This is a genomic window from Rhizobium leguminosarum bv. trifolii WSM2297, from assembly GCF_000271845.1.
Genome location: NZ_JH719395.1, coordinates 3,353,751 through 3,371,746, shown reverse-complemented (window position 1 = coordinate 3,371,746; position 17,996 = coordinate 3,353,751). Strand labels below are relative to the sequence as shown.

The following is a 17,996-nucleotide window of genomic DNA, read 5'->3' as shown; positions in this document are numbered from 1 at the left end:
TCACGTCAACGTTTAGTCGGATACAGCCGCTCCCGTTTGCACGGGGGCGGCTCTTCGTATTAAAAAGCTGCGGTTTCGCGACGGGCGGAACGGACATCAAAAAGGTGCTGAAAGCCTTGAGCCAAATCGCATTCTGGGGGGCCGTCGAACTCGGACTGGTCTATTCCTTCGTCGCCCTTGGGGTCTATCTTGCCTTCCGCATTCTCGACTTTCCCGATCTGACGGTCGACGGCTCGTTTCCGCTCGGCGCGGCGGTGACCGCCGTCCTGATCATTGCCGGCGTCAATGCCTGGCTTGCAGCTGTGGTCGCGATGGCGGCCGGTGCCGGCGCCGGCATGGTGACGGCGCTGCTCAATGTGCGCTTCAAGATCCTCAACCTGCTGGCCTCGATCCTGACGATGATCGCGCTGTTTTCGGTCAATCTCAGGGTGATGGGCAAACCCAATGTCGCCCTCATCAATGCCGATACGATGATCAGCCCGTTCTTCGGCCACGGTCTTCGCGATTTCTATGTGCGGCCGCTGTTCGTCGGCGTTCTTGTGATCGTCGCGCTCATCCTGGTCTGGCGTTTCCTCGAAAGCGATGCCGGGCTGGCCATGCGCGCGACCGGCGCCAATGCGCGGATGGCCCGGGCCCAGGGCGTCGATACCAGCCGGCAGATCTATCTCGGCATGGCGATCTCGAATGCGCTGGTGGCGTTCGGCGGTGCATTGTTTGCCCAGACCAACGGCTTTGCCGACGTCACTTCCGGCGTCGGCACCATCGTCGTCGGGCTTGCCGCCGTCATTATCGGCGAGACATTGCTCGGACGCCGTGGCCTGCTGATCGCGTTGATCGGCTGCGTGCTCGGCTCGATCCTTTATCGCATCGCGATCCAGCTGGCGCTTTCCAGCGACGTCATCGGCCTGCAGGCGTCCGACCTCAATTTCGTGACGGCGGTGCTGGTGACCGTGGCGCTCATCCTTCCCCGTCTTCGTGGAGGTGCCGCATCATGATCAGCGTTAAGGATATCAAGGTCGTTTTCGGGCGCGGCACGCCGCTGCAGAAGCAGGCGCTGAACGGCGTTAGCCTGACGATCGAGCAAGGCTCCTTCGTCACCGTCATCGGCTCCAACGGCGCCGGCAAATCGACTTTGCTCGGTGTGCTCGCCGGCGACGTCCTGCCGAGTGAGGGGCAGGTGCTGATCGGCAAGAACGAGGTGACCCGCAAGTCGACGGCATCGCGCGCCGGTCTGGTTGCGCGCGTCTTCCAGGATCCGCTGACGGGAAGCTGCGGTTCGCTGTCGATCGAGGAAAATCTTGCTCTGGCGGCTCGCCGCGGCGAGAAGCGCGGGCTGGCGCCGGCGCTTGGCGGCAAACGCCGGGACTATTTCAAGGAGCGGATCGCCGAGCTCAATCTCGGGCTGGAAAACCGGCTGAAGGACCGCATGGATTTGCTCTCCGGCGGGCAGCGGCAGGCCGTTTCGCTCGTCATGGCGACGCTTGCCGGCTCCGAAGTGCTGCTGCTCGACGAACACACGGCAGCACTCGACCCGGGAATGGCGGAGTTCGTGATGAACCTGACGCAGAAGATCGTTGCCGAGCGCAAACTGACGACGATGATGGTGACGCACTCCATGCGCCAGGCGCTGGACTACGGCCACCGCACGATCATGCTGCATGGCGGCGAGATCGTTCTCGATGTCGCGGGTGACAACAGAAAGAACCTGCAGGTCGAGGACCTGATCGCCATGTTCCGCAAGATGCGCGGCCAGACGCTCGACGACGATGCTTTGCTGATCGGCTAGCGCCGACAGCGTGCTGTCGGTTTAGCCGACCGGGAGCGGCTGGTCATCTGGCTTGGGTGAGCAGGATCTTTGCGGCGAAGATCGAGAAGACGCCGGCGAAGGTATAGTCGATGCCGCGCAGCACCTTCTTGTTGTTCTGCAGCCAGGAGGCCAGCCAGTCGGCGGCAAAGACCACGCCGGCATTGACCGGCATGCCGATCAGGATGAAGCAAAACCCGAGGAAAAGCAGCTTCTGCGTCACGGCGGGATCGCCGGCGCTGACGAATTGCGGCAGGAAGGTCATGAAGAAGATGATGACCTTGGGGTTCAGAAGATTGACCCAGAAGCCCGACGAAATGTTTGCAAGCGCCGTTCCCTTCTGCGCCTCGACCTTGGCGACCGTGAGCTTCGAGCCGAAGCGGATCGCCTGGACCGCCAGCCAGAGCAGATAGGCGGCGCCGCCGGTCTTCAGGATGAGGAAGGCGGTCGGCGAGGCGGTGATCAGCGCCGAAATGCCGAAGGCGACCAGCATCGTGTGAACGACGATGCCGAGGCTGGTGCCGACGACGACGAAGAGGGCCGCCTTCTTGCCCTGGGCCAGCGAACGGCTGATCGACAGCGTCATGTCGGGACCCGGGGTCGCCGCGAGCAGCAGGGTTGCAGCGGCAAAGGCCAAAAGGGTCGACAGGCTGGGCAGGAAATCCATGGCACACTCTGAAAGCCGGAAAGATCGGACGATTTTTTATCCAGCTTTCAGAAAATTACCAATCAAAGCTTCTCATGCACGTCGCACTAAACTTGATTCACGTGAAGCGCATCAGCCTTTTATGCGATGTCATCGCAAACCCGCCGCGCAGCTTTGCGATGAGATGCCTTGGTCGTGCCGATCACTTCTGTTCCAGGAAGGCCTTGAACTTGTCGGCATAGTCCTTGTGCCAGCGCGACAGCGGCGGGCGATTCTCGATGACGTCGCCGGCAGCCCAGGCCATGCGGCGTTCGTCGACCGGCCGGGCCACGTCGTTGTCGGGGCAGAGGATATAGAAATCGCCGCGCTCAAGGCTTTCGACCATGAAATCGACGGTCTGCTCCGGCGTCCAGGCGCCGGCCGGCTTTTCCGCGCGGTCGCCCTTGGTGAGGCCGGTGAAGACGAAGCCCGGGATCAGAAGATGGGCGGAGATCTTCCCGCCGTCGATGTTGCGAAGCTCATGCTCGAGCGCTTCGGTAAAGACCTTCACCCCGGCCTTTGAGATATTGTAGGCGGGATTGCCGGGCGGCGTGGTGATGCCCTGCTTGGAGCCGGTGTTGATGATCAGGCCGGGCTCGCCGTGCGACAGCATCTTCGGGCCGAAGGTGCGCGTGCCGTTGATGACGCCCATCAGATTGACGGCGAAGATGTGGTCCCAGTTCGCCTGCGGGCTGAAGATCGAGGTTTCCGGGCCGATGCCGGCATTGTTCATCAGCACGTGCACGCGGCCGAAACGCTGGAGCACGGCGCGTTCGAGCGCCTCCAGCGAGTCTCTGGCTGCGACGTCGGTTTCGACCGCCATCACATTTTCTTCGCCGGCAACGGCCTTGAGTTCGTCGGCGGCCGCGGCCAGCCGATCGCCGCCGAGATCGGCAATGGCGACGCTCATGCCGCGCCCGGCGAAATATTTCGCGGCCGCCAGGCCGATGCCGGACGCGCCGCCGGTGACGACTGCAACATTGGATTTCTTGAAAATGTCTTGAATATTGGTCACGGGGAGCCCCTCCTCGATCATTGTTCGGACGTTGGCGAATATGGGCTCCGCTTTCGCGCTGTCAACGCTATCGCGCCGGCGGTGCCGCACTTGCCCTTGCGTCACGCGCCAATCTCGCTAAAAGTGCCGCGATACCGGGTTTTCGCCGGCCTTTTATGCAACGGACCTCATCATCATGGCATCATACAAAGACGTGAAGAAAGTCGTTCTCGCCTATTCCGGCGGCCTCGACACCTCGATCATCCTGAAGTGGCTGCAGACCGAGCTCGGCGCCGAAGTCGTCACCTTCACCGCCGATCTCGGCCAGGGCGAAGAGCTGGAGCCGGCCCGCAAGAAGGCCGAGATGCTCGGCATCAAGGAGATCTACATCGAGGATGTGCGCGAGGAATTCGTACGCGATTTCGTCTTCCCGATGTTCCGTGCCAATGCTGTTTACGAGGGCGTCTACCTGCTCGGCACCTCGATCGCCCGTCCGCTGATTTCCAAGCATCTGATCGATATCGCCCGCAAGACGGGCGCGGATGCGATCGCCCACGGCGCCACCGGCAAGGGCAACGACCAGGTTCGTTTCGAACTGTCCGCCTATGCCTTGAATCCCGACATCAAGATCATCGCGCCGTGGCGCGACTGGGCGTTCAAGAGCCGCACCGACCTGCTCGCCTTCGCCGAACAGCATCAGATCCCGGTTGCCAAGGACAAAAAGGGCGAGGCGCCGTTCTCCGTCGACGCCAACCTTCTGCATTCCTCTTCCGAGGGCAAGGTTCTGGAAGATCCCGCCCAGGAGGCGCCGGAATATGTGCATATGCGGACGATCTCGCCTGAGGCAGCGCCTGACAAGGCGACCACCATCAAGGTCGGCTTCCGCAAGGGCGATGCCGTCTCGATCAACGGTGTCGAGATGTCACCGGCGACGCTGCTCGCAACGCTCAATAATTATGGCCGCGACAACGGCATCGGCCGTCTCGACCTCGTCGAGAACCGCTTCGTCGGTATGAAGTCGCGCGGCGTCTACGAAACGCCCGGCGGCACGATCCTGCTCTCGGCGCACCGCGCCATCGAATCGATCACGCTCGACCGTGGGGCCGCCCATCTCAAGGACGAGATCATGCCGCGTTATGCCGAGCTGATCTATTACGGCTTCTGGTTCTCGCCGGAGCGCGAGATGCTGCAGGCACTGATCGACAAGAGCCAGGAGCATGTCGAAGGCGAAGTGACGCTGAAGCTCTACAAGGGCAATGTCATGGTCACCGGCCGCGAAAGCGAAAAGTCGCTTTATTCCGACAAGCTCGTTACTTTCGAGGACGACCAGGGCGCCTACGACCAGAAGGACGCGGCCGGCTTCATCAAGCTCAACGCGCTGCGCCTGCGCACGCTCGGCAAGCGCAATCTCAAGAAGTAATCCCGGTCGTCTCCGCACCGGATATGAGCCCGCCGGCATTGCCGCGCGGGCTCTTTTGATTACCAGGGATTCACGCGGCGGCTGCATCCGTACAGAGCCTGACATCACCGCGACGCGGTCCCCAGCTTTCGGCCCAGAGCGGCAGGCCGGCAAGATCGGCTATGCGTGATGCCGCGTGGGCAGGATCAAGCCGTATTGCCGCTCCGTCATCCGTGACGGCAAAGTCATCCTCCGCCTGATCGAGACAGGTCACCGCCAGCCCGGCCCTGACCATGATGCCGCCGCGATCCAAGGTCAGATCGTGTGCAATGGCGTTGCGCAACGTGCCGAGATCGAGCGGGGCGAGCCGCAAAGTCCCTTGCCACTCGTTTGGCGCGTTGGTGGGGTCGATGACATGGATGCCGGGCAGTGCGGGGACTTCCCCCTTGAGCGGCCCTGCGCCGTGCCGGGTGGTGTAGCAGCGCGTCGCATATGTTGCGTCGAGTTCGCTAATGCCGGCCTCGGCTGAGATCGCGAGCATGTTGGCGAGCCCGGTATTCGAACGGGTGACGTGGGGAAATGCTCCACGGTCCTGATCAAGCGCGAGGCCCTGCGCCGCTTCGAAGATGACAGTGCCGCGTTCGCACAGCCGCCGGTCGGGCCAGAGCGTGACGCGCTCGAGATAGGCGGCGCAATCGGCCTCAAAGCGGGCGATGGTGATGTCGTCAGCCAGTGCGGCGGCCAGTTCTGCGGGCAGGGCGGTGATGCCGAGCGCTGCCAGCCGGACAGGCACCCAGGCATCGCGGATGGAAACAAGGCGGGCGTGCAGATCGAGGCGGAACAGATCCTTCGTCGAGAGAGCGAATTCCGGGTGCAGATTGCGCTCGATGGTCTCGCCGAAGCCGAGGCCGCAGCTGCCATGACGGGCAGTGCCGCGCGCCAGCTCCAAGGCCTGGTTGAGGATGACGTCTAACGGTGTGGTGACCGGGGCACGCGGGTCGCTGCTGATCTGAGGTCTCACACCAAGCTCACCGAGGGCCGCCAACTCGTCGAGCAGCAGCATCGGATGGGCGACGAAAAAGCGGCTGAAATGCGTGGCGGCCCCGGCAAAGCTGCCCGAGCCGATATGATGGAAGACATGGCGGAGGCCGGCGGGATCAACCACGGTGTGGCCGGCCTGAGCACCGCCATTGCTGCGAACCACCACGGCTTCTGGCGTGGCTGCGGCAAGGCGATCGACCATCAGTCCCTTGCCTTCGTCGCCATAAAGCGCGCCGATCACGGCCTGTGCTCGAGTGCTCATGTTCTGCTCCTCAAAATGGATCCCGGAGCGCGCCGGGGGCTTTTGTTCTGGAAGATATGGAGCCAGAGCGGTTCAGCTCTTTGTGGCAGCTCAGAACCGCTCCAACCTTTTGTTTCCCGGGGAAAGCGCCTAGCACTTTTCCTGGATTCAGAAGAACGGCAGCAGGCGCCGCTTCGGGCGTTCGCCGATGGCCTTGGCGACGACTGCGGCCGCCGCACCCGGCCAGCTGGCTGCCACGTCGCCGGGGTCCCGGCCTTCGGTGATCTCGATGATCGAAACCACCAGTTCGGCAATGCGCCTGTGGTCATCGAGCACGAAGGTCCGGTCGGGCAGCAACGGCTGCCAGCTCTCGAGCACCCGGCCGAGCCGCGTGGCTGCATAGCCCTCGCGGATGACGATGTGGAAGACCTCATAGGATCTCTGCGCCATCGCCAGGCATTCTCGGGCGGTCAGACCGCGCGGCGGTTCGATGCCGAAGATGCGGGCAATCTGAGGGGCGGTCAGGCCATTGTGAACCGGCTCGTCGCCGATGGTGAAGAGATAGCCCTTACGGCCGCGCCTTTCGAAGGCATCGGTCGACGTCTTGAGGGCTGCCAGAAGGTGGGCGGCGCTGTAGCTCTCGCCGTCATTACCGCCGCCATTGCCTTCCAGCCACAAGGCGCGGATCTGGCTGGCAAGCGAGATATCGGCCTCGAACTGGGTGGCCTGCAGCGGTGCTACATCGGTATATGCATCTCCTACCGCCGCCACCATGATATGCGGATCGGATACCGGACGGCGGTCGTAAATCTCCGATGTCAGGGTAACGAGGCCGCCGCGCATGAGCTCGTGGGCAATCATGCCCATCGAGCCGGTCACATCCGAGGCCAGAATAATCGGGGTCGATTGCGGATTGTAGGCGCTGTCGCGGCTCTCGCGGGTGGAAAAGCGCGCCGGGTCGAACTGCGGATCGATGCCGGTGGCGCCGAATACTTCCGACCGGCTGCGGCCATCCACATGGCGTGCATTGTAGGCCGCCCAGTCGGCTGTGCTGAAACGTCCCATACCCATGGTTTCACTCCTTTGCTGTTGCCTTGGCGATCAGGCTCAGGCGTTTGCCTACTGCCCTTCGTCATCACCTATATAGACTTGCAAAGTGCATGTTGCAAGTTGCTATTTGCAAATTGTCATTTTTTCTGATGGCGCGTATGAGAGCCGGAGAACACGAAAACGCGTTGCGTCGTTATCCCGGAACCGCTGCACATTTCCGGGGCGACATGCATTAACCAGGAAGATGCTGATGGCAGAGGCTGAATTCGCACGGCCGATGGTGACGGTCGACATCGTCCTGCTGACGCTGCACGATGGACGATTGTGCACGGCGTTGCTGCCTCGATCCGCCGAGCCATTTGCCGGCGTTCCGGCGCTGATCGGCGGCTATCTGCACACCGACGAAGACGCCGATGCCGAGGCGGCCGTGCGCCGTATCCTCAAGGCCAAGGCAGGGATCGAGGGCATATTCTTCGAACAACTCGCCACCTTCGCTTCGGCGCGGCGCGACCCTCGCGACTGGTCGGTGTCGATTGCGTATTTTGCGCTGGTCCCCCAGGTAGCGTTGGAGAGCGCCGCTAGCCCTCTGGAATTGCGGCCGGTCGAGGCAACAGGCAAACTGCCTTTCGATCACAATGAGATCGTCACCGCCGCGCTGGCGCGGTTGCGCGGCAAGGGCGCCTATTCGACCATTCCGGCAAGGCTGCTTCCCGAGGTCTTCACGATGTCGGAACTGCAGGCCATCTATGAAACGGTGATGGGCGAACGGCTGGACCAAAGTGCCTTTCGTCGCAAAATCAACGATCTGGATCTGCTCGAAGTGGTCGAGGGCGAAAAACGGCAGACCGAGCGGGCCCGGCGACCGACGACGCTCTATCGGCTGAAGACGCCGGTCGCTGTGTTCGATCGACGAATTTGAGCGACCGGGACGCGCCCCTTACTGTCCCTGCGTCCAGCAGATCACTCATGCGCAAACGATGTCTTACCCGAGGCAAATTGGCGATCATAGAAAATCCGCACTGACAGAACGACGCCGGCGATCAGGACAGTTACCCCAGCGACTTCGATCGGGGTTGGCCAACGAGCATGCACGACAAGTCCCCCGATGACACCGAAGGCTGTTTCCGACACGATCAATTGCGCAGCCAGGGCAACAGGCAGGCTCCGTGACGCAATGTTCCAGGCCCAGACGCCGCCGACGGTTGCCAGCAGCGCGAAAGATGCACTCCAGACATATAAGTTGCCGGCGGCACTCCAGCCGAATCCGAATGCTGGCAACTGGAAGAGATCCATCGCGGCACCGATAGGATAGAAGGCCAGCATCAAGACGCCACCTCCGACCAGTATCAGGGCCGACCACACGCCGGAGGGCATTTCTGGTCGGGCAGCGAGTGCAGCCTGGTTGGCGAGAGCGAACCAGACCCAAAGCCCCACGGCAGCAAGCGCCAGCGGCACGCCAACCCACAGTGATTTAACGGAGTTCAATCCTTCAGTCGTGAATGCCGTGCCATTGACGAGGACAAGGCCGACCAGCACCAGCGCCAAAGGCACCATAAGCGATTGCCACGGCAATGATCCCTGACGCTGATTGCCAATAACCATCAATAGGATCGGTACCAGACCGAGAAAGGCCGGGGCGATGACCGGCCCGGCAAAGACGGCCGCCCCGGTCACCGTCAGGAAGTAGCCGACATATCCGATGAAGGCGAGCCAGATGGCCTGCAAGCCGTTCCGAAGCGTGAGATGGCGCATTACGCGCTTCTCCGAAAACAGGATGTATAGACCGACCAGACCCGAGACAAGATGACGGATGAGGGCAAAATCAAAGGTCGAATAATCACCGATGATGAAGGGCACAACAAAGTTGAGCGAAAAGGCAAAGGCCGCAAAGAGAGCGGCTGACACGCCGACATAGAAGAGTCTGTCCATAATGTTCACCCTCTTGAATTTGCGCCGCTGAGCTTTAACTCCCGTGACGCCGACAGTCGGTTAACAATCAAGGGAAATCCTTGATCGAATGGGCGAAATTTACGTGCCGAAAACCCTGCCCGGTAGCCAGTGAAATTGAGAACCACCCTCTCGATGCTCATCCATGAAATCGCGAACCAGTTCTGCCTCGACGAGGCCGAGTTGAACGGCAGGAGGCTGTCCGGCGTGATGGCGGCGCGATGGCCCGGTCATTGCTCCGCGTTTCCTAACCGCCGCGCGCCGCGATGCGGCCGAAACGCTTCTGGGCGGCCATCGCGCTGTACCGCCTATTCACCAGAAGCGATTTCTCATATTCTCAAATATCCAGGCTTCTAATCGTCGGGGCGTTATGGATCGGCTTGATGCAATGCGGGTTCTGCTTGCCGTGGTTGACGCCGGGAGCTTGTCGGCGGGCAGCCGGAAACTGAACGCACCGCTGCCGAGCGTCAGCCGCAAGGTCGCCGATCTGGAGCGATATCTCGGCACAAACCTCATCATCCGAACAAGCCGCAACCTGCAGCTCACGGATGCCGGTCGCGACTATGTCGACGCGGCGCGCAAGATTATCGCCGATCTGGAGGAGGTCGAACGCAGGGCGTCAGGCGAGTATCAGACGCCGCGGGGATTGCTGACCGTCACAATGCCGATCGAGTTTGGCCACCGGTATGTCCTGCCGATTGCACTCGACTTCATGGACAAGCATCCGGAGGTGATATTGAACGTTCTTTCTCTCGACCGTTCTGTTCATCTCGTCAATGAGCAGGTCGATGTCGCCATCCGGCTTGGTGATTTGATCGACAGTTCGCTCTACGCCGTCAAGGCCGGCGAGTTCCGTCTGTTGACCTGCGCGAGCCCGGCCTATCTGGAACGGCATGGCGTGCCCCAGCATCCCAGCGAGCTTATCGATCACGATGGGATCATGTTCCACAAGCGGTCGTTCTTTTGGAGTTTCGAGATCGACGGGAAGTCCGTCGAAGTCTTGCCGCGGAGCCGGATCGAGGTGAACACGGCCGCCAATTGCGTCGCCGCCGCGCTCAATGGAGCCGGGATCGGCCGCCTCTTCGACTATCAAGTGCCGGAGGAAGTGTCCTCGGGCGCGCTTGTGCAGATTTTGAAGGACTATGGCGGCGAGTCGAAGCCGATCAACATCGTCTATTCGCGTCAGGGCTTACTCGCCCTGAAGGTGCGCGCCTTTATCGATTGGGCGCTGCCCCGGCTTCGCGCCGCTTGCAGCAACTATGGCAATATGCCGTAGCGACTCGCGGTTCATCGGAGCGTTGGCATGGATCGCTACGGGCGGCCGCTGCGGCGGCGTCCGCTTTGAGCCGGCAGCTGCAGCCAGTGGCGTTTGCCACCTCATCGCGCCTTTCATGGCTATTCAACCGCCCTTGACGGATGCCCGGGATGGCTTACTCTGCCGTGATCATCCTCCGGAGCTCTCCATGACGCAGTCCCTGGTCTTCGGCGCCTTCCTGGCGGCGCTGTTCTACGTGCTCATTCCGGGACCCGCCTTTCTGCAACTGCTCGGCATCGGTGCCGGGCAGGGCCGCAAGGCCGGCGCCTTCTTCATGATGGGGCATCTGGTCGGGGATATCATCTGGTCGTCGCTGGCGCTGATCGCGATCGTCGGCGCAAAGACGATCGGAACCTTCGTCTTCGATCTGCTCGGCCTTGCCTGCGGTTTCTATCTCGCCTGGATCGGCTGGAGCGCCGTCAATGCCAAGCCGAAAGCCGAGGGGCGGGCGCTCGTGATGGTCGAGCGGCCGTTTCGTCGTGGACTGATCTTCGGCGTCACCAATCCCAAGGGCTATCCGGTGGCGCTTGCCACCTTCACCGCGCTGGTTGCGGGCTCGGCCGGGGCGCTTGATTTCGAGGCGTTGCCGCTGCTTCTCGGCGTGTCCTTCGTCGGCTTCGTGACCGCCGACATCATCCTGATCGGCGTCATCGGCGCCGGCGCGGTGCGGCGTTTCTATCGCGCGCATGAGCGGTTGATCGTGCGCTGCTCCGGCGTGCTCTTCATGGGGTTTGCCGCCCAGGCACTCTGGCATGCAACGCCCGGCCTTCTCGGTTGGCGCAGGGCCTGATTTACTCAGCTATCCAGGAAATTGACGACCGATTTCAGCGTTTGAACTTCATCCGGACTGCCGATCGACATGGCGACCTGGAGTTGGCATTTGTAATAATCGAGAAAATTGAAGCTAGTGCCGTCGGTGACGGCGGAGAGATCGATGACGTTGCCGAGCGGATCGATCGCATGCATCGGCAGCGGCTCGGAGATCGCCGCATAGGTGCTCTGATCGATCAGGCCGCTGTCGAAACTCTGACGCGCGTAATTGCGCAATTCGCCAGGGCTGACCGCGGTGAAATCCGGCCCTTCGTCGAGATTGTCGTCGATCTGGAACGAGGCCGGGGCGGGAGCTCTGGTCTCGATTTCAATATCAGAGGTCTTCGAACTTTTTGCGTTATTAGGATTGTTTTTAAATAGCAAACTCTGAGAAGACCGCACAGAAAAAATTTCCATGGCGCATGTCCCCGTAGAAGAAGAAACATGGGGAAACTAGCGCTCGGCCGTGATTCGCGTCAATCGTTAACGATTAGTTAATTTTCACGTACCAATTTTTGTCCACCAGATTTAGCAGGCGAGGCAAAAGGTCTTCCCGGCAACATTCCAATTCTGCGACGGCTCTCCTATATCAACGAACCCCGTGCATGCCAAAAAGGAACTCTCCGATGCCTTCTCCCCATGATTTCAATCCGGCGCTGGTGACTTGGGACGGCCTTCACGGCCTGCCGCGTTTCGATGCCATTGATGACGGTGATTTCGCCGCCGCCTTCGAAGCGGCGCTTGCCGCCCATGAACGGGAGATCGACGAGATCGCCGGAAATGGCGAGGCGCCGACATTCGACAATACGGTCACGGCGCTGGAGATCGCCGGCGATGCACTATCGCGCGTTTCGGCGCTGTTCTGGAACAAGGCGGGCGCCCATACCAATGATGTGATCCAGGCGTTGGAGCGGGAGATCTCGCCGAAGATGTCGCGCCACTATTCGAAGATCGGCATGAATGCCGCACTTTTCGCCCGCATCGACACGCTCTGGGAGAAACGCGAGAGCCTCGGCCTGACGCTCGAACAGACACGCGTGCTCGAGCGCCACTGGAAAGGCTTCGTCAAGTCGGGCGCCAAGCTCGAGAAGGCCGAGCAGGAAAAACTTGCGGCGATCAATGAAAAGCTTGCCGGCCTCAGCACGCAATTCGGCCAGAACGTGCTCGCCGACGAGAAAGCCTGGGCACTGGTGCTTTCGGATGGAGCCGAGCTCGACGGGTTGCCGGAATTCCTGCGCGACGCAATGGCGGCAGCTGCACGCGAACGCGGCGAAGAGGGCAAATATGCGGTGACGCTGTCCCGCTCGATCATCGAGCCGTTCCTGACCTTTTCGGAGCGCCGCGACCTGCGCGAGCAGGCTTTCAAGGCGTGGGTGGCGCGCGGCGAAAATGACGGCGAGACGGACAATCGCGCCGTCATCCGGCAGACCCTGGCCTTGCGCCATCAGGTGGCGATGCTGCTCGGTTACGGCAATTTCGCCGAGCTGAAGCTCGACAACACAATGGCAAAGACGGCGGAGGCGGTGAACGACCTACTCAAGGCGGTCTGGGCCCGGGCGGTGAAGCGCGCCGGCGAGGAGGAGGCCGATATCGCGGCGCTGATCGCCGAGGAGGGGCGTAACCACGAGGTGATGCCCTGGGACTGGCGCCACTACGCCGAAAAGATCCGGGCGCGGAAATTCGATTTCTCCGAGGCCGAACTCAAGCCCTATCTGCAGCTCGAGAAAATCATCGAAGCCTGCTTCGACGTGGCCGGCCGGCTGTTCGGTATCCGCGCGGTCGAGAAGAAGGATGTGGCCGCCTATCATCCGGATGTCAGGGTTTTTGAAATCCGGGATGGCGAAGACCGGCTGGTCGCGCTCTTCCTCGGCGATTATTTCGCCCGCGGCTCGAAACGATCCGGCGCCTGGATGAGTTCGTTGCAATCGCAGCACAAGCTGGAGCTGAAGAACGGCCGCCATGGCGAGCTGCCGATCATCTACAATGTCTGCAACTTCGCCAAACCAGCCGAGGGCAAGCCGGCGCTGCTGTCGCTCGACGATGCGCGCACGCTGTTCCACGAATTCGGCCACGCGCTGCACGGCATGCTTTCGAATGTCACCTACCCCTCGGTCTCCGGCACCGGCGTTTCGCGCGATTTCGTCGAGCTTCCCTCACAGCTCTACGAGCACTGGCTGACGGTGCCCGCTATTCTGAAGCGCTATGCCGTGCATGTCGAAACCGGCGAGCCGATGCCGCAGGCGCTGCTCGACAAGGTGCTGGCTGCGCGTACCTTCAATGCCGGCTTCAACACCGTCGAGTTCACCTCGTCGGCGCTGGTCGACATGGCCTTTCACACACGCGAGGCCGTCGAGGATCCGATGGCGGTGCAGGCGGCAGTTCTCAACGAGATCGGCATGCCGAAATCGATCGTCATGCGGCATGCGACGCCGCACTTCCAGCACATCTTTTCCGGCGGTTATTCGGCCGGCTATTACTCCTATATGTGGTCGGAGGTGCTCGATGCCGACGCCTTTGCCGCTTTCGAAGAGACGGGAGACGCGTTTAACGGCGAGATGGCGCGCAAGCTCAAGGAAAACATCTATTCCGTCGGTGGCTCGATCGATCCGGAGGACGCCTACAAGGCCTTCCGTGGCAAGCTGCCGAGCCCGGATGCGATGCTTCTGAAAAAGGGACTTTCGAACTTCGAGGAATTGACAGGCAGCGACGCCTAAGACAATTTGATGACACGCTTCGATGCGGCATGGCGGCAGCCATGCCGCAGCTTTTGCGCGTTCCCCTCTTTCGCAAACGCAAAAAAAACTGTATGGACGCCCCAAACCAATAGGCGCGTCCTCAAGAGCGTGCGCCGCAGCCTCAGAGATTTCACATATGGCACTTCGCAATATCGCGATCATCGCGCACGTTGACCATGGCAAGACGACCCTGGTGGATGAGCTTCTCAAGCAGTCCGGCTCGTTCCGCGAAAATCAGCGTGTCGCTGAACGCGTGATGGACTCGAACGATCTCGAAAAAGAACGCGGCATCACCATTCTCGCCAAGGCGACCTCGGTCGAGTGGAAGGGTGTCCGTATCAACATCGTCGATACCCCCGGCCACGCCGACTTCGGCGGTGAAGTCGAGCGCATTCTCTCGATGGTGGATGGTGCGATCGTTCTCGTCGATTCCTCCGAAGGCCCGATGCCGCAGACCAAGTTCGTCGTCTCCAAGGCTCTGAAGGTCGGCCTTCGCCCGATCGTCGCGATCAACAAGATCGACCGTCCGGACGGTCGCCACGAAGAAGTCATCAACGAAGTCTTCGACCTTTTCGCCAATCTCGACGCCACCGACGAGCAGCTCGACTTCCCGATCCTCTACGGTTCGGGCCGCGACGGCTGGATGAACGTCAATCCGGAAGGGCCGAAGGATGAGGGTCTCGCACCGCTTCTCGACCTGGTGCTCAAGCATGTTCCGGAGCCGACCGTCGAAGAAGGCCCGTTCCGGATGATCGGCACGATCCTCGAAGCCAACCCCTTCCTCGGCCGTATCATCACCGGCCGCATCGCATCGGGTTCGATCAAGCCGAACCAGGCCGTCAAGGTTCTCGGCCAGGACGGCAAGCTGATCGAAACCGGTCGAATCTCCAAGATCCTCGCCTTCCGCGGCATCGAGCGCACGGCGATCGACGAAGCACATGCGGGCGACATCGTCGCGATCGCCGGCCTCTCCAAGGGTACCGTCGCCGACACCTTCTGCGATCCGGCCGTCTCGGAAGCCATGAAGGCGCAGCCGATCGACCCGCCGACGGTCACCATGTCCTTCATCGTCAACGACAGCCCGCTGGCTGGCACCGAAGGCGACAAGGTGACCTCACGCGTCATCCGCGACCGTCTCTTCAAGGAAGCGGAAGGCAACGTCGCCCTGAAGATCGAAGAAGCCGAAGGCAAGGATTCGTTCTACGTGTCCGGCCGCGGCGAACTTCAGCTCGCCGTTCTCATTGAAACCATGCGTCGCGAAGGCTTCGAGCTTGCCGTGTCGCGTCCGCGCGTCGTGATGCACAAGGATGAAAGCGGCCAGCTTCTGGAGCCGATCGAAGAGGTCGTCGTCGACGTCGACGAAGAACATTCCGGTGTCGTCGTGCAGAAGATGTCCGAGCGCAAGGCCGAAATGGTCGAGCTGCGTCCGTCGGGCGGCAACCGTCTTCGTCTGCGTTTCTACGCACCGACCCGTGGCCTGATCGGCTACCAGTCGGAGCTGCTGACGGATACGCGCGGCACGGCGATCATGAACCGCCTGTTCCACGACTACCAGCCCTACAAGGGTGCGATCGGTGGCCGCGTCAACGGCGTGCTGCTCGCCAATGCTGCCGGCGAAGCCGTCGCCTATGCGATGTTCAATCTGGAAGATCGCGGCCCGATGATCATCGAGCCGGGCGAAAAGGTCTATGCCGGCATGATCATCGGCATCCATACGCGCGACAACGACCTTGAAGTGAATGTCCTGAAGGGCAAGCAGCTCACCAACATCCGCGCCGCCGGCAAGGACGAAGCCGTCAAGCTGACGCCGCCGATCCGCATGACGCTTGATCGCGCCCTTTCCTGGATCCAGGAAGACGAACTCATGGAAGTGACGCCGAAGAATATCCGTCTGCGCAAGATGTATCTCGACGCAAACGATCGCAAGCGTTTCGAAAAGTCCAAAGCGGCTCTCTGAGAGCTTAGAGATAGCCTTTACAAACCCCGGCCTTCAAGCCGGGGTTTTTTATTGTGCGCGGCGCTGAATCCGACTGGTGACAATCGTTAAAAAAGCGTTAAAATTTATCTGTCGTCCACATATCAAGTCTGTGGGCAATCGATCACGATGCGCTGGCCGCATATGGTTAATTGCCTCTGGCAGGACCAGAGTAAACGTTATGAAGACGTTGTCGATCGATGTTCGGCGGGCTGAACCGCACGATGCCAGAGCCATATCGGAAACGCACAGGCTTGCCTGGCAGCACACATATGCAGGAATTATCCCGCATCGGGCGCTGACGCAGATGATCGAGCGGCGCGGTGAAAACTGGTGGCGCAAGGCGACGCGCGGACCGGCGACACTGTTGGTTCTCGATGTCGCCGGAACGGTTGCCGGCTACGCGACGCTCGGCCTCAACCGCGCCCGCGCTTTGCCGCAGGAAGGCGAAATCTACGAGCTTTATCTTCGGCCGGAGTATCAGGGCATCGGTCTCGGCCGGATGCTGTTCGGCGAGGCGCGCCGTCTGCTGAAGTCGCTCGGCTGCAACGGGCTGGTCGTCTGGTGCCTCGAGGAAAACGAGACCGCCGGCCGTTTCTACCGCCATCACGGCGGTGTCGATTTCTGCGAAGGCATGGAAAATTTCGACCACAAGCAGTTGAAGAAGATCGGCTTCATCTGGAACTGACCGGCTTGGTCGGCAATCGCCTGTTTCCCATTCGATAGTTTCGAGCTCTTTGCGCCGGCGCCATCACGCATTGGTGATCTCAAATGTTGCGTTGCGACATGAAACTGATTATCTGGCTGCCAGCAATTCAACCTCGCGGGAGTTCCTATGCGCATCGACGCCATTTCCATCGGTAATAATCCACCTGAGGACGTCAACGTTATCGTCGAGGTCCCGGTCGGCGGCCATCCCATCAAGTATGAAATGGACAAGGAAGCCGGCACGCTGGTGGTCGATCGGTTCCTCTACACGCCGATGACCTATCCGGGCAATTATGGTTTCGTGCCGCACACGCTGTCTGAGGACGGCGACCCGATCGACGTTCTGATCGCCAGCACCCGCCCGCTGGTTCCGGGCTGCGTCATCAATGTGCGCCCGATCGGCGTCCTGAAGATGGAAGACAATTCCGGCAAGGACGAGAAGATCATCGCCGTGCCGTCGCCGAAGCTGACGCTGCGTTATGAGAAGGTGAAGGACTACACCGATCTTCCCGAGATCACGCTGAAGCAGATCGAGCACTTTTTCGAGCACTACAAGGATCTGGAGCCCGGCAAGTGGGTGAAGATCTTCGGCTGGGGCGATTCCAGGGAAGCCGGCCAGCTTATCCTCGAAGCGGTCGAGCGCGCCAAGAAGACGAAAGGCTGATTATTCAGCCCAATAATGTTTCGAGCTTTTTTGCCAAATCCTCCGGGTCGCCGTCGATCCGGAGGATTTTTTTGCGCGCGGTGTCGCCGGAGATGAGGCTGACCGAAGATTTGGGGATGCGCAGCGATTGCGCGACCAGAAGGATGAGGGCCTTGTTGGCCTTGCCCTTTTCCGGGACTGATGTGACGCGCGCCTTCAGATGCGTTTCGCCCTCTGCATCCGCCTCGACGCCGTCGATCGCGTCACGCCCGCCATTCGGCGTCAGCCGGACGGCGAGGCGCAGATGATCGTCGAAAAGTCTCCAGGGACGGCTCAAGCGACCAGCGGGTACAGCGTTGTCCAAAGCAAGGTGCGCAGGAAGAAAATGATCAGCAGCAGGATGATCGGCGAAATGTCGATGCCGCCAAGGTTCGGTAACCGGCTGCGGATCGGCTTCAGCACCGGTTCGGTGACGTTATAGAGGAATGTGCCGACCGAATTGACGAACTGATTGCTGGAGTTGATGACGTTAAAGGCATAGAGCCAGGAAAAAATGGCACTGGCAATCAGGATCCAAGTGTAAATATTCAAAGCCAAATCAATGGTTTGAAACAGCGCAAACATCGTCTTCTCCAATTCGTTGTTGACA

Annotated in this window: 18 protein-coding genes; 10 read left to right on the top strand and 8 right to left on the bottom strand. The window is 60.8% G+C overall.

The features are described 5' to 3' along the window. Positions 1–116: 116 nt before the first annotated feature. Positions 117–995 (top strand): ABC transporter permease, encoded by an 879-nt coding sequence (locus RLEG4DRAFT_RS31545; protein WP_037094945.1) that lies wholly within the window; start codon positions 117–119, stop codon positions 993–995. Next, on the top strand, positions 992–1,786 hold the full coding sequence (locus RLEG4DRAFT_RS31540) for an ABC transporter ATP-binding protein (protein WP_003582880.1): 795 nt from the start codon (positions 992–994) through the stop codon (positions 1,784–1,786). Before RLEG4DRAFT_RS31545 ends, RLEG4DRAFT_RS31540 begins: the two co-directional genes overlap by 4 nt. A 43-nt stretch (positions 1,787–1,829) precedes the next feature. Here RLEG4DRAFT_RS31540 and RLEG4DRAFT_RS31535 read toward each other — a convergent pair whose 3' ends face one another. Both RLEG4DRAFT_RS31535 and RLEG4DRAFT_RS31530 read right to left on the bottom strand, forming a co-directional pair. Further along, positions 1,830–2,471, bottom strand: coding sequence for a LysE family translocator (locus RLEG4DRAFT_RS31535; RefSeq protein ID WP_003582879.1), 642 nt, complete (start codon positions 2,469–2,471; stop codon positions 1,830–1,832). Between the two features lie 181 nt (positions 2,472–2,652). Then, positions 2,653–3,504: an SDR family NAD(P)-dependent oxidoreductase gene (locus tag RLEG4DRAFT_RS31530; protein ID WP_003582878.1), complete on the bottom strand. Its 852-nt coding sequence runs from the start codon at positions 3,502–3,504 to the stop codon at positions 2,653–2,655. A 175-nt stretch (positions 3,505–3,679) separates the two neighbouring features. Between RLEG4DRAFT_RS31530 and RLEG4DRAFT_RS31525 the strand changes: the two genes are divergently transcribed. Next, positions 3,680–4,903 carry an argininosuccinate synthase gene (locus RLEG4DRAFT_RS31525; RefSeq protein ID WP_003582876.1) on the top strand — a complete coding sequence of 408 codons (1,224 nt, stop codon included), beginning with the start codon at positions 3,680–3,682 and terminating at the stop codon, positions 4,901–4,903. 70 nt (positions 4,904–4,973) lie between these two features. Here the strand turns inward: RLEG4DRAFT_RS31525 and RLEG4DRAFT_RS31520 are convergent, their stop codons facing one another. Together RLEG4DRAFT_RS31520 and RLEG4DRAFT_RS31515 are read right to left on the bottom strand one after the other, a co-directional pair. Beyond that, the gene (locus RLEG4DRAFT_RS31520; RefSeq protein ID WP_003582873.1) at positions 4,974–6,185 is read right to left on the bottom strand and encodes an adenylosuccinate synthetase; all 1,212 of its coding nucleotides are present in this window, start codon (positions 6,183–6,185) and stop codon (positions 4,974–4,976) included. 147 nt (positions 6,186–6,332) lie between these two features. Next, positions 6,333–7,235 (bottom strand): hypothetical protein, encoded by a 903-nt coding sequence (locus RLEG4DRAFT_RS31515; protein WP_003582872.1) that lies wholly within the window; start codon positions 7,233–7,235, stop codon positions 6,333–6,335. A 229-nt stretch (positions 7,236–7,464) separates the two neighbouring features. On the opposite strand from RLEG4DRAFT_RS31515, the gene RLEG4DRAFT_RS31510 reads away from it, so the two are divergent. Further along, the gene (locus RLEG4DRAFT_RS31510; protein WP_003582870.1) at positions 7,465–8,133 is read left to right on the top strand and encodes an NUDIX hydrolase; all 669 of its coding nucleotides are present in this window, start codon (positions 7,465–7,467) and stop codon (positions 8,131–8,133) included. Positions 8,134–8,174: 41 nt separating this feature from the next. Here RLEG4DRAFT_RS31510 and RLEG4DRAFT_RS31505 read toward each other — a convergent pair whose 3' ends face one another. Beyond that, positions 8,175–9,143, bottom strand: coding sequence for a DMT family transporter (locus RLEG4DRAFT_RS31505; RefSeq protein ID WP_003582869.1), 969 nt, complete (start codon positions 9,141–9,143; stop codon positions 8,175–8,177). Between the two features lie 388 nt (positions 9,144–9,531). On the opposite strand from RLEG4DRAFT_RS31505, the gene RLEG4DRAFT_RS31500 reads away from it, so the two are divergent. Together RLEG4DRAFT_RS31500 and RLEG4DRAFT_RS31495 are read left to right on the top strand one after the other, a co-directional pair. Next, positions 9,532–10,437 carry a LysR family transcriptional regulator gene (locus tag RLEG4DRAFT_RS31500; RefSeq protein ID WP_003582868.1) on the top strand — a complete coding sequence of 302 codons (906 nt, stop codon included), beginning with the start codon at positions 9,532–9,534 and terminating at the stop codon, positions 10,435–10,437. A 187-nt stretch (positions 10,438–10,624) separates the two neighbouring features. Then, positions 10,625–11,266, top strand: a complete 642-nt coding sequence (locus RLEG4DRAFT_RS31495; RefSeq protein WP_003582867.1) for a LysE family translocator — start codon at positions 10,625–10,627, stop codon at positions 11,264–11,266. A 5-nt stretch (positions 11,267–11,271) separates the two neighbouring features. Here the strand turns inward: RLEG4DRAFT_RS31495 and RLEG4DRAFT_RS31490 are convergent, their stop codons facing one another. After that, complete coding sequence (locus RLEG4DRAFT_RS31490; RefSeq protein ID WP_003582866.1) at positions 11,272–11,703, bottom strand: hypothetical protein; 432 nt, start codon at positions 11,701–11,703, stop codon at positions 11,272–11,274. Positions 11,704–11,912: 209 nt separating this feature from the next. Here RLEG4DRAFT_RS31490 and RLEG4DRAFT_RS31485 point away from each other — a divergent pair, with 209 nt between their 5' ends. The 4 genes from RLEG4DRAFT_RS31485 (at position 11,913) to ppa (ending at position 17,368) form a co-directional block, all read left to right on the top strand. Then, complete coding sequence (locus tag RLEG4DRAFT_RS31485; protein ID WP_003582864.1) at positions 11,913–14,000, top strand: M3 family metallopeptidase; 2,088 nt, start codon at positions 11,913–11,915, stop codon at positions 13,998–14,000. 157 nt (positions 14,001–14,157) lie between these two features. Then, positions 14,158–15,978, top strand: a complete 1,821-nt coding sequence (gene typA / locus RLEG4DRAFT_RS31480) for a translational GTPase TypA (RefSeq protein WP_003582863.1) — start codon at positions 14,158–14,160, stop codon at positions 15,976–15,978. 199 nt (positions 15,979–16,177) lie between these two features. Further along, positions 16,178–16,684: a GNAT family N-acetyltransferase gene (locus RLEG4DRAFT_RS31475; RefSeq protein WP_003582861.1), complete on the top strand. Its 507-nt coding sequence runs from the start codon at positions 16,178–16,180 to the stop codon at positions 16,682–16,684. 147 nt (positions 16,685–16,831) lie between these two features. Beyond that, positions 16,832–17,368, top strand: coding sequence for an inorganic diphosphatase (gene ppa, locus RLEG4DRAFT_RS31470; protein WP_003582858.1), 537 nt, complete (start codon positions 16,832–16,834; stop codon positions 17,366–17,368). Positions 17,369–17,372: 4 nt separating this feature from the next. Here the strand turns inward: ppa and RLEG4DRAFT_RS31465 are convergent, their stop codons facing one another. Beyond that, entirely contained in the window at positions 17,373–17,684 is a 312-nt protein-coding gene (locus RLEG4DRAFT_RS31465) for a DUF167 domain-containing protein (RefSeq protein ID WP_003582857.1), read from the bottom strand. Further along, positions 17,681–17,971, bottom strand: coding sequence for a YggT family protein (locus RLEG4DRAFT_RS31460; RefSeq protein WP_003543619.1), 291 nt, complete (start codon positions 17,969–17,971; stop codon positions 17,681–17,683). Before RLEG4DRAFT_RS31460 ends, RLEG4DRAFT_RS31465 begins: the two co-directional genes overlap by 4 nt. Positions 17,972–17,996 lie beyond the last annotated feature (25 nt).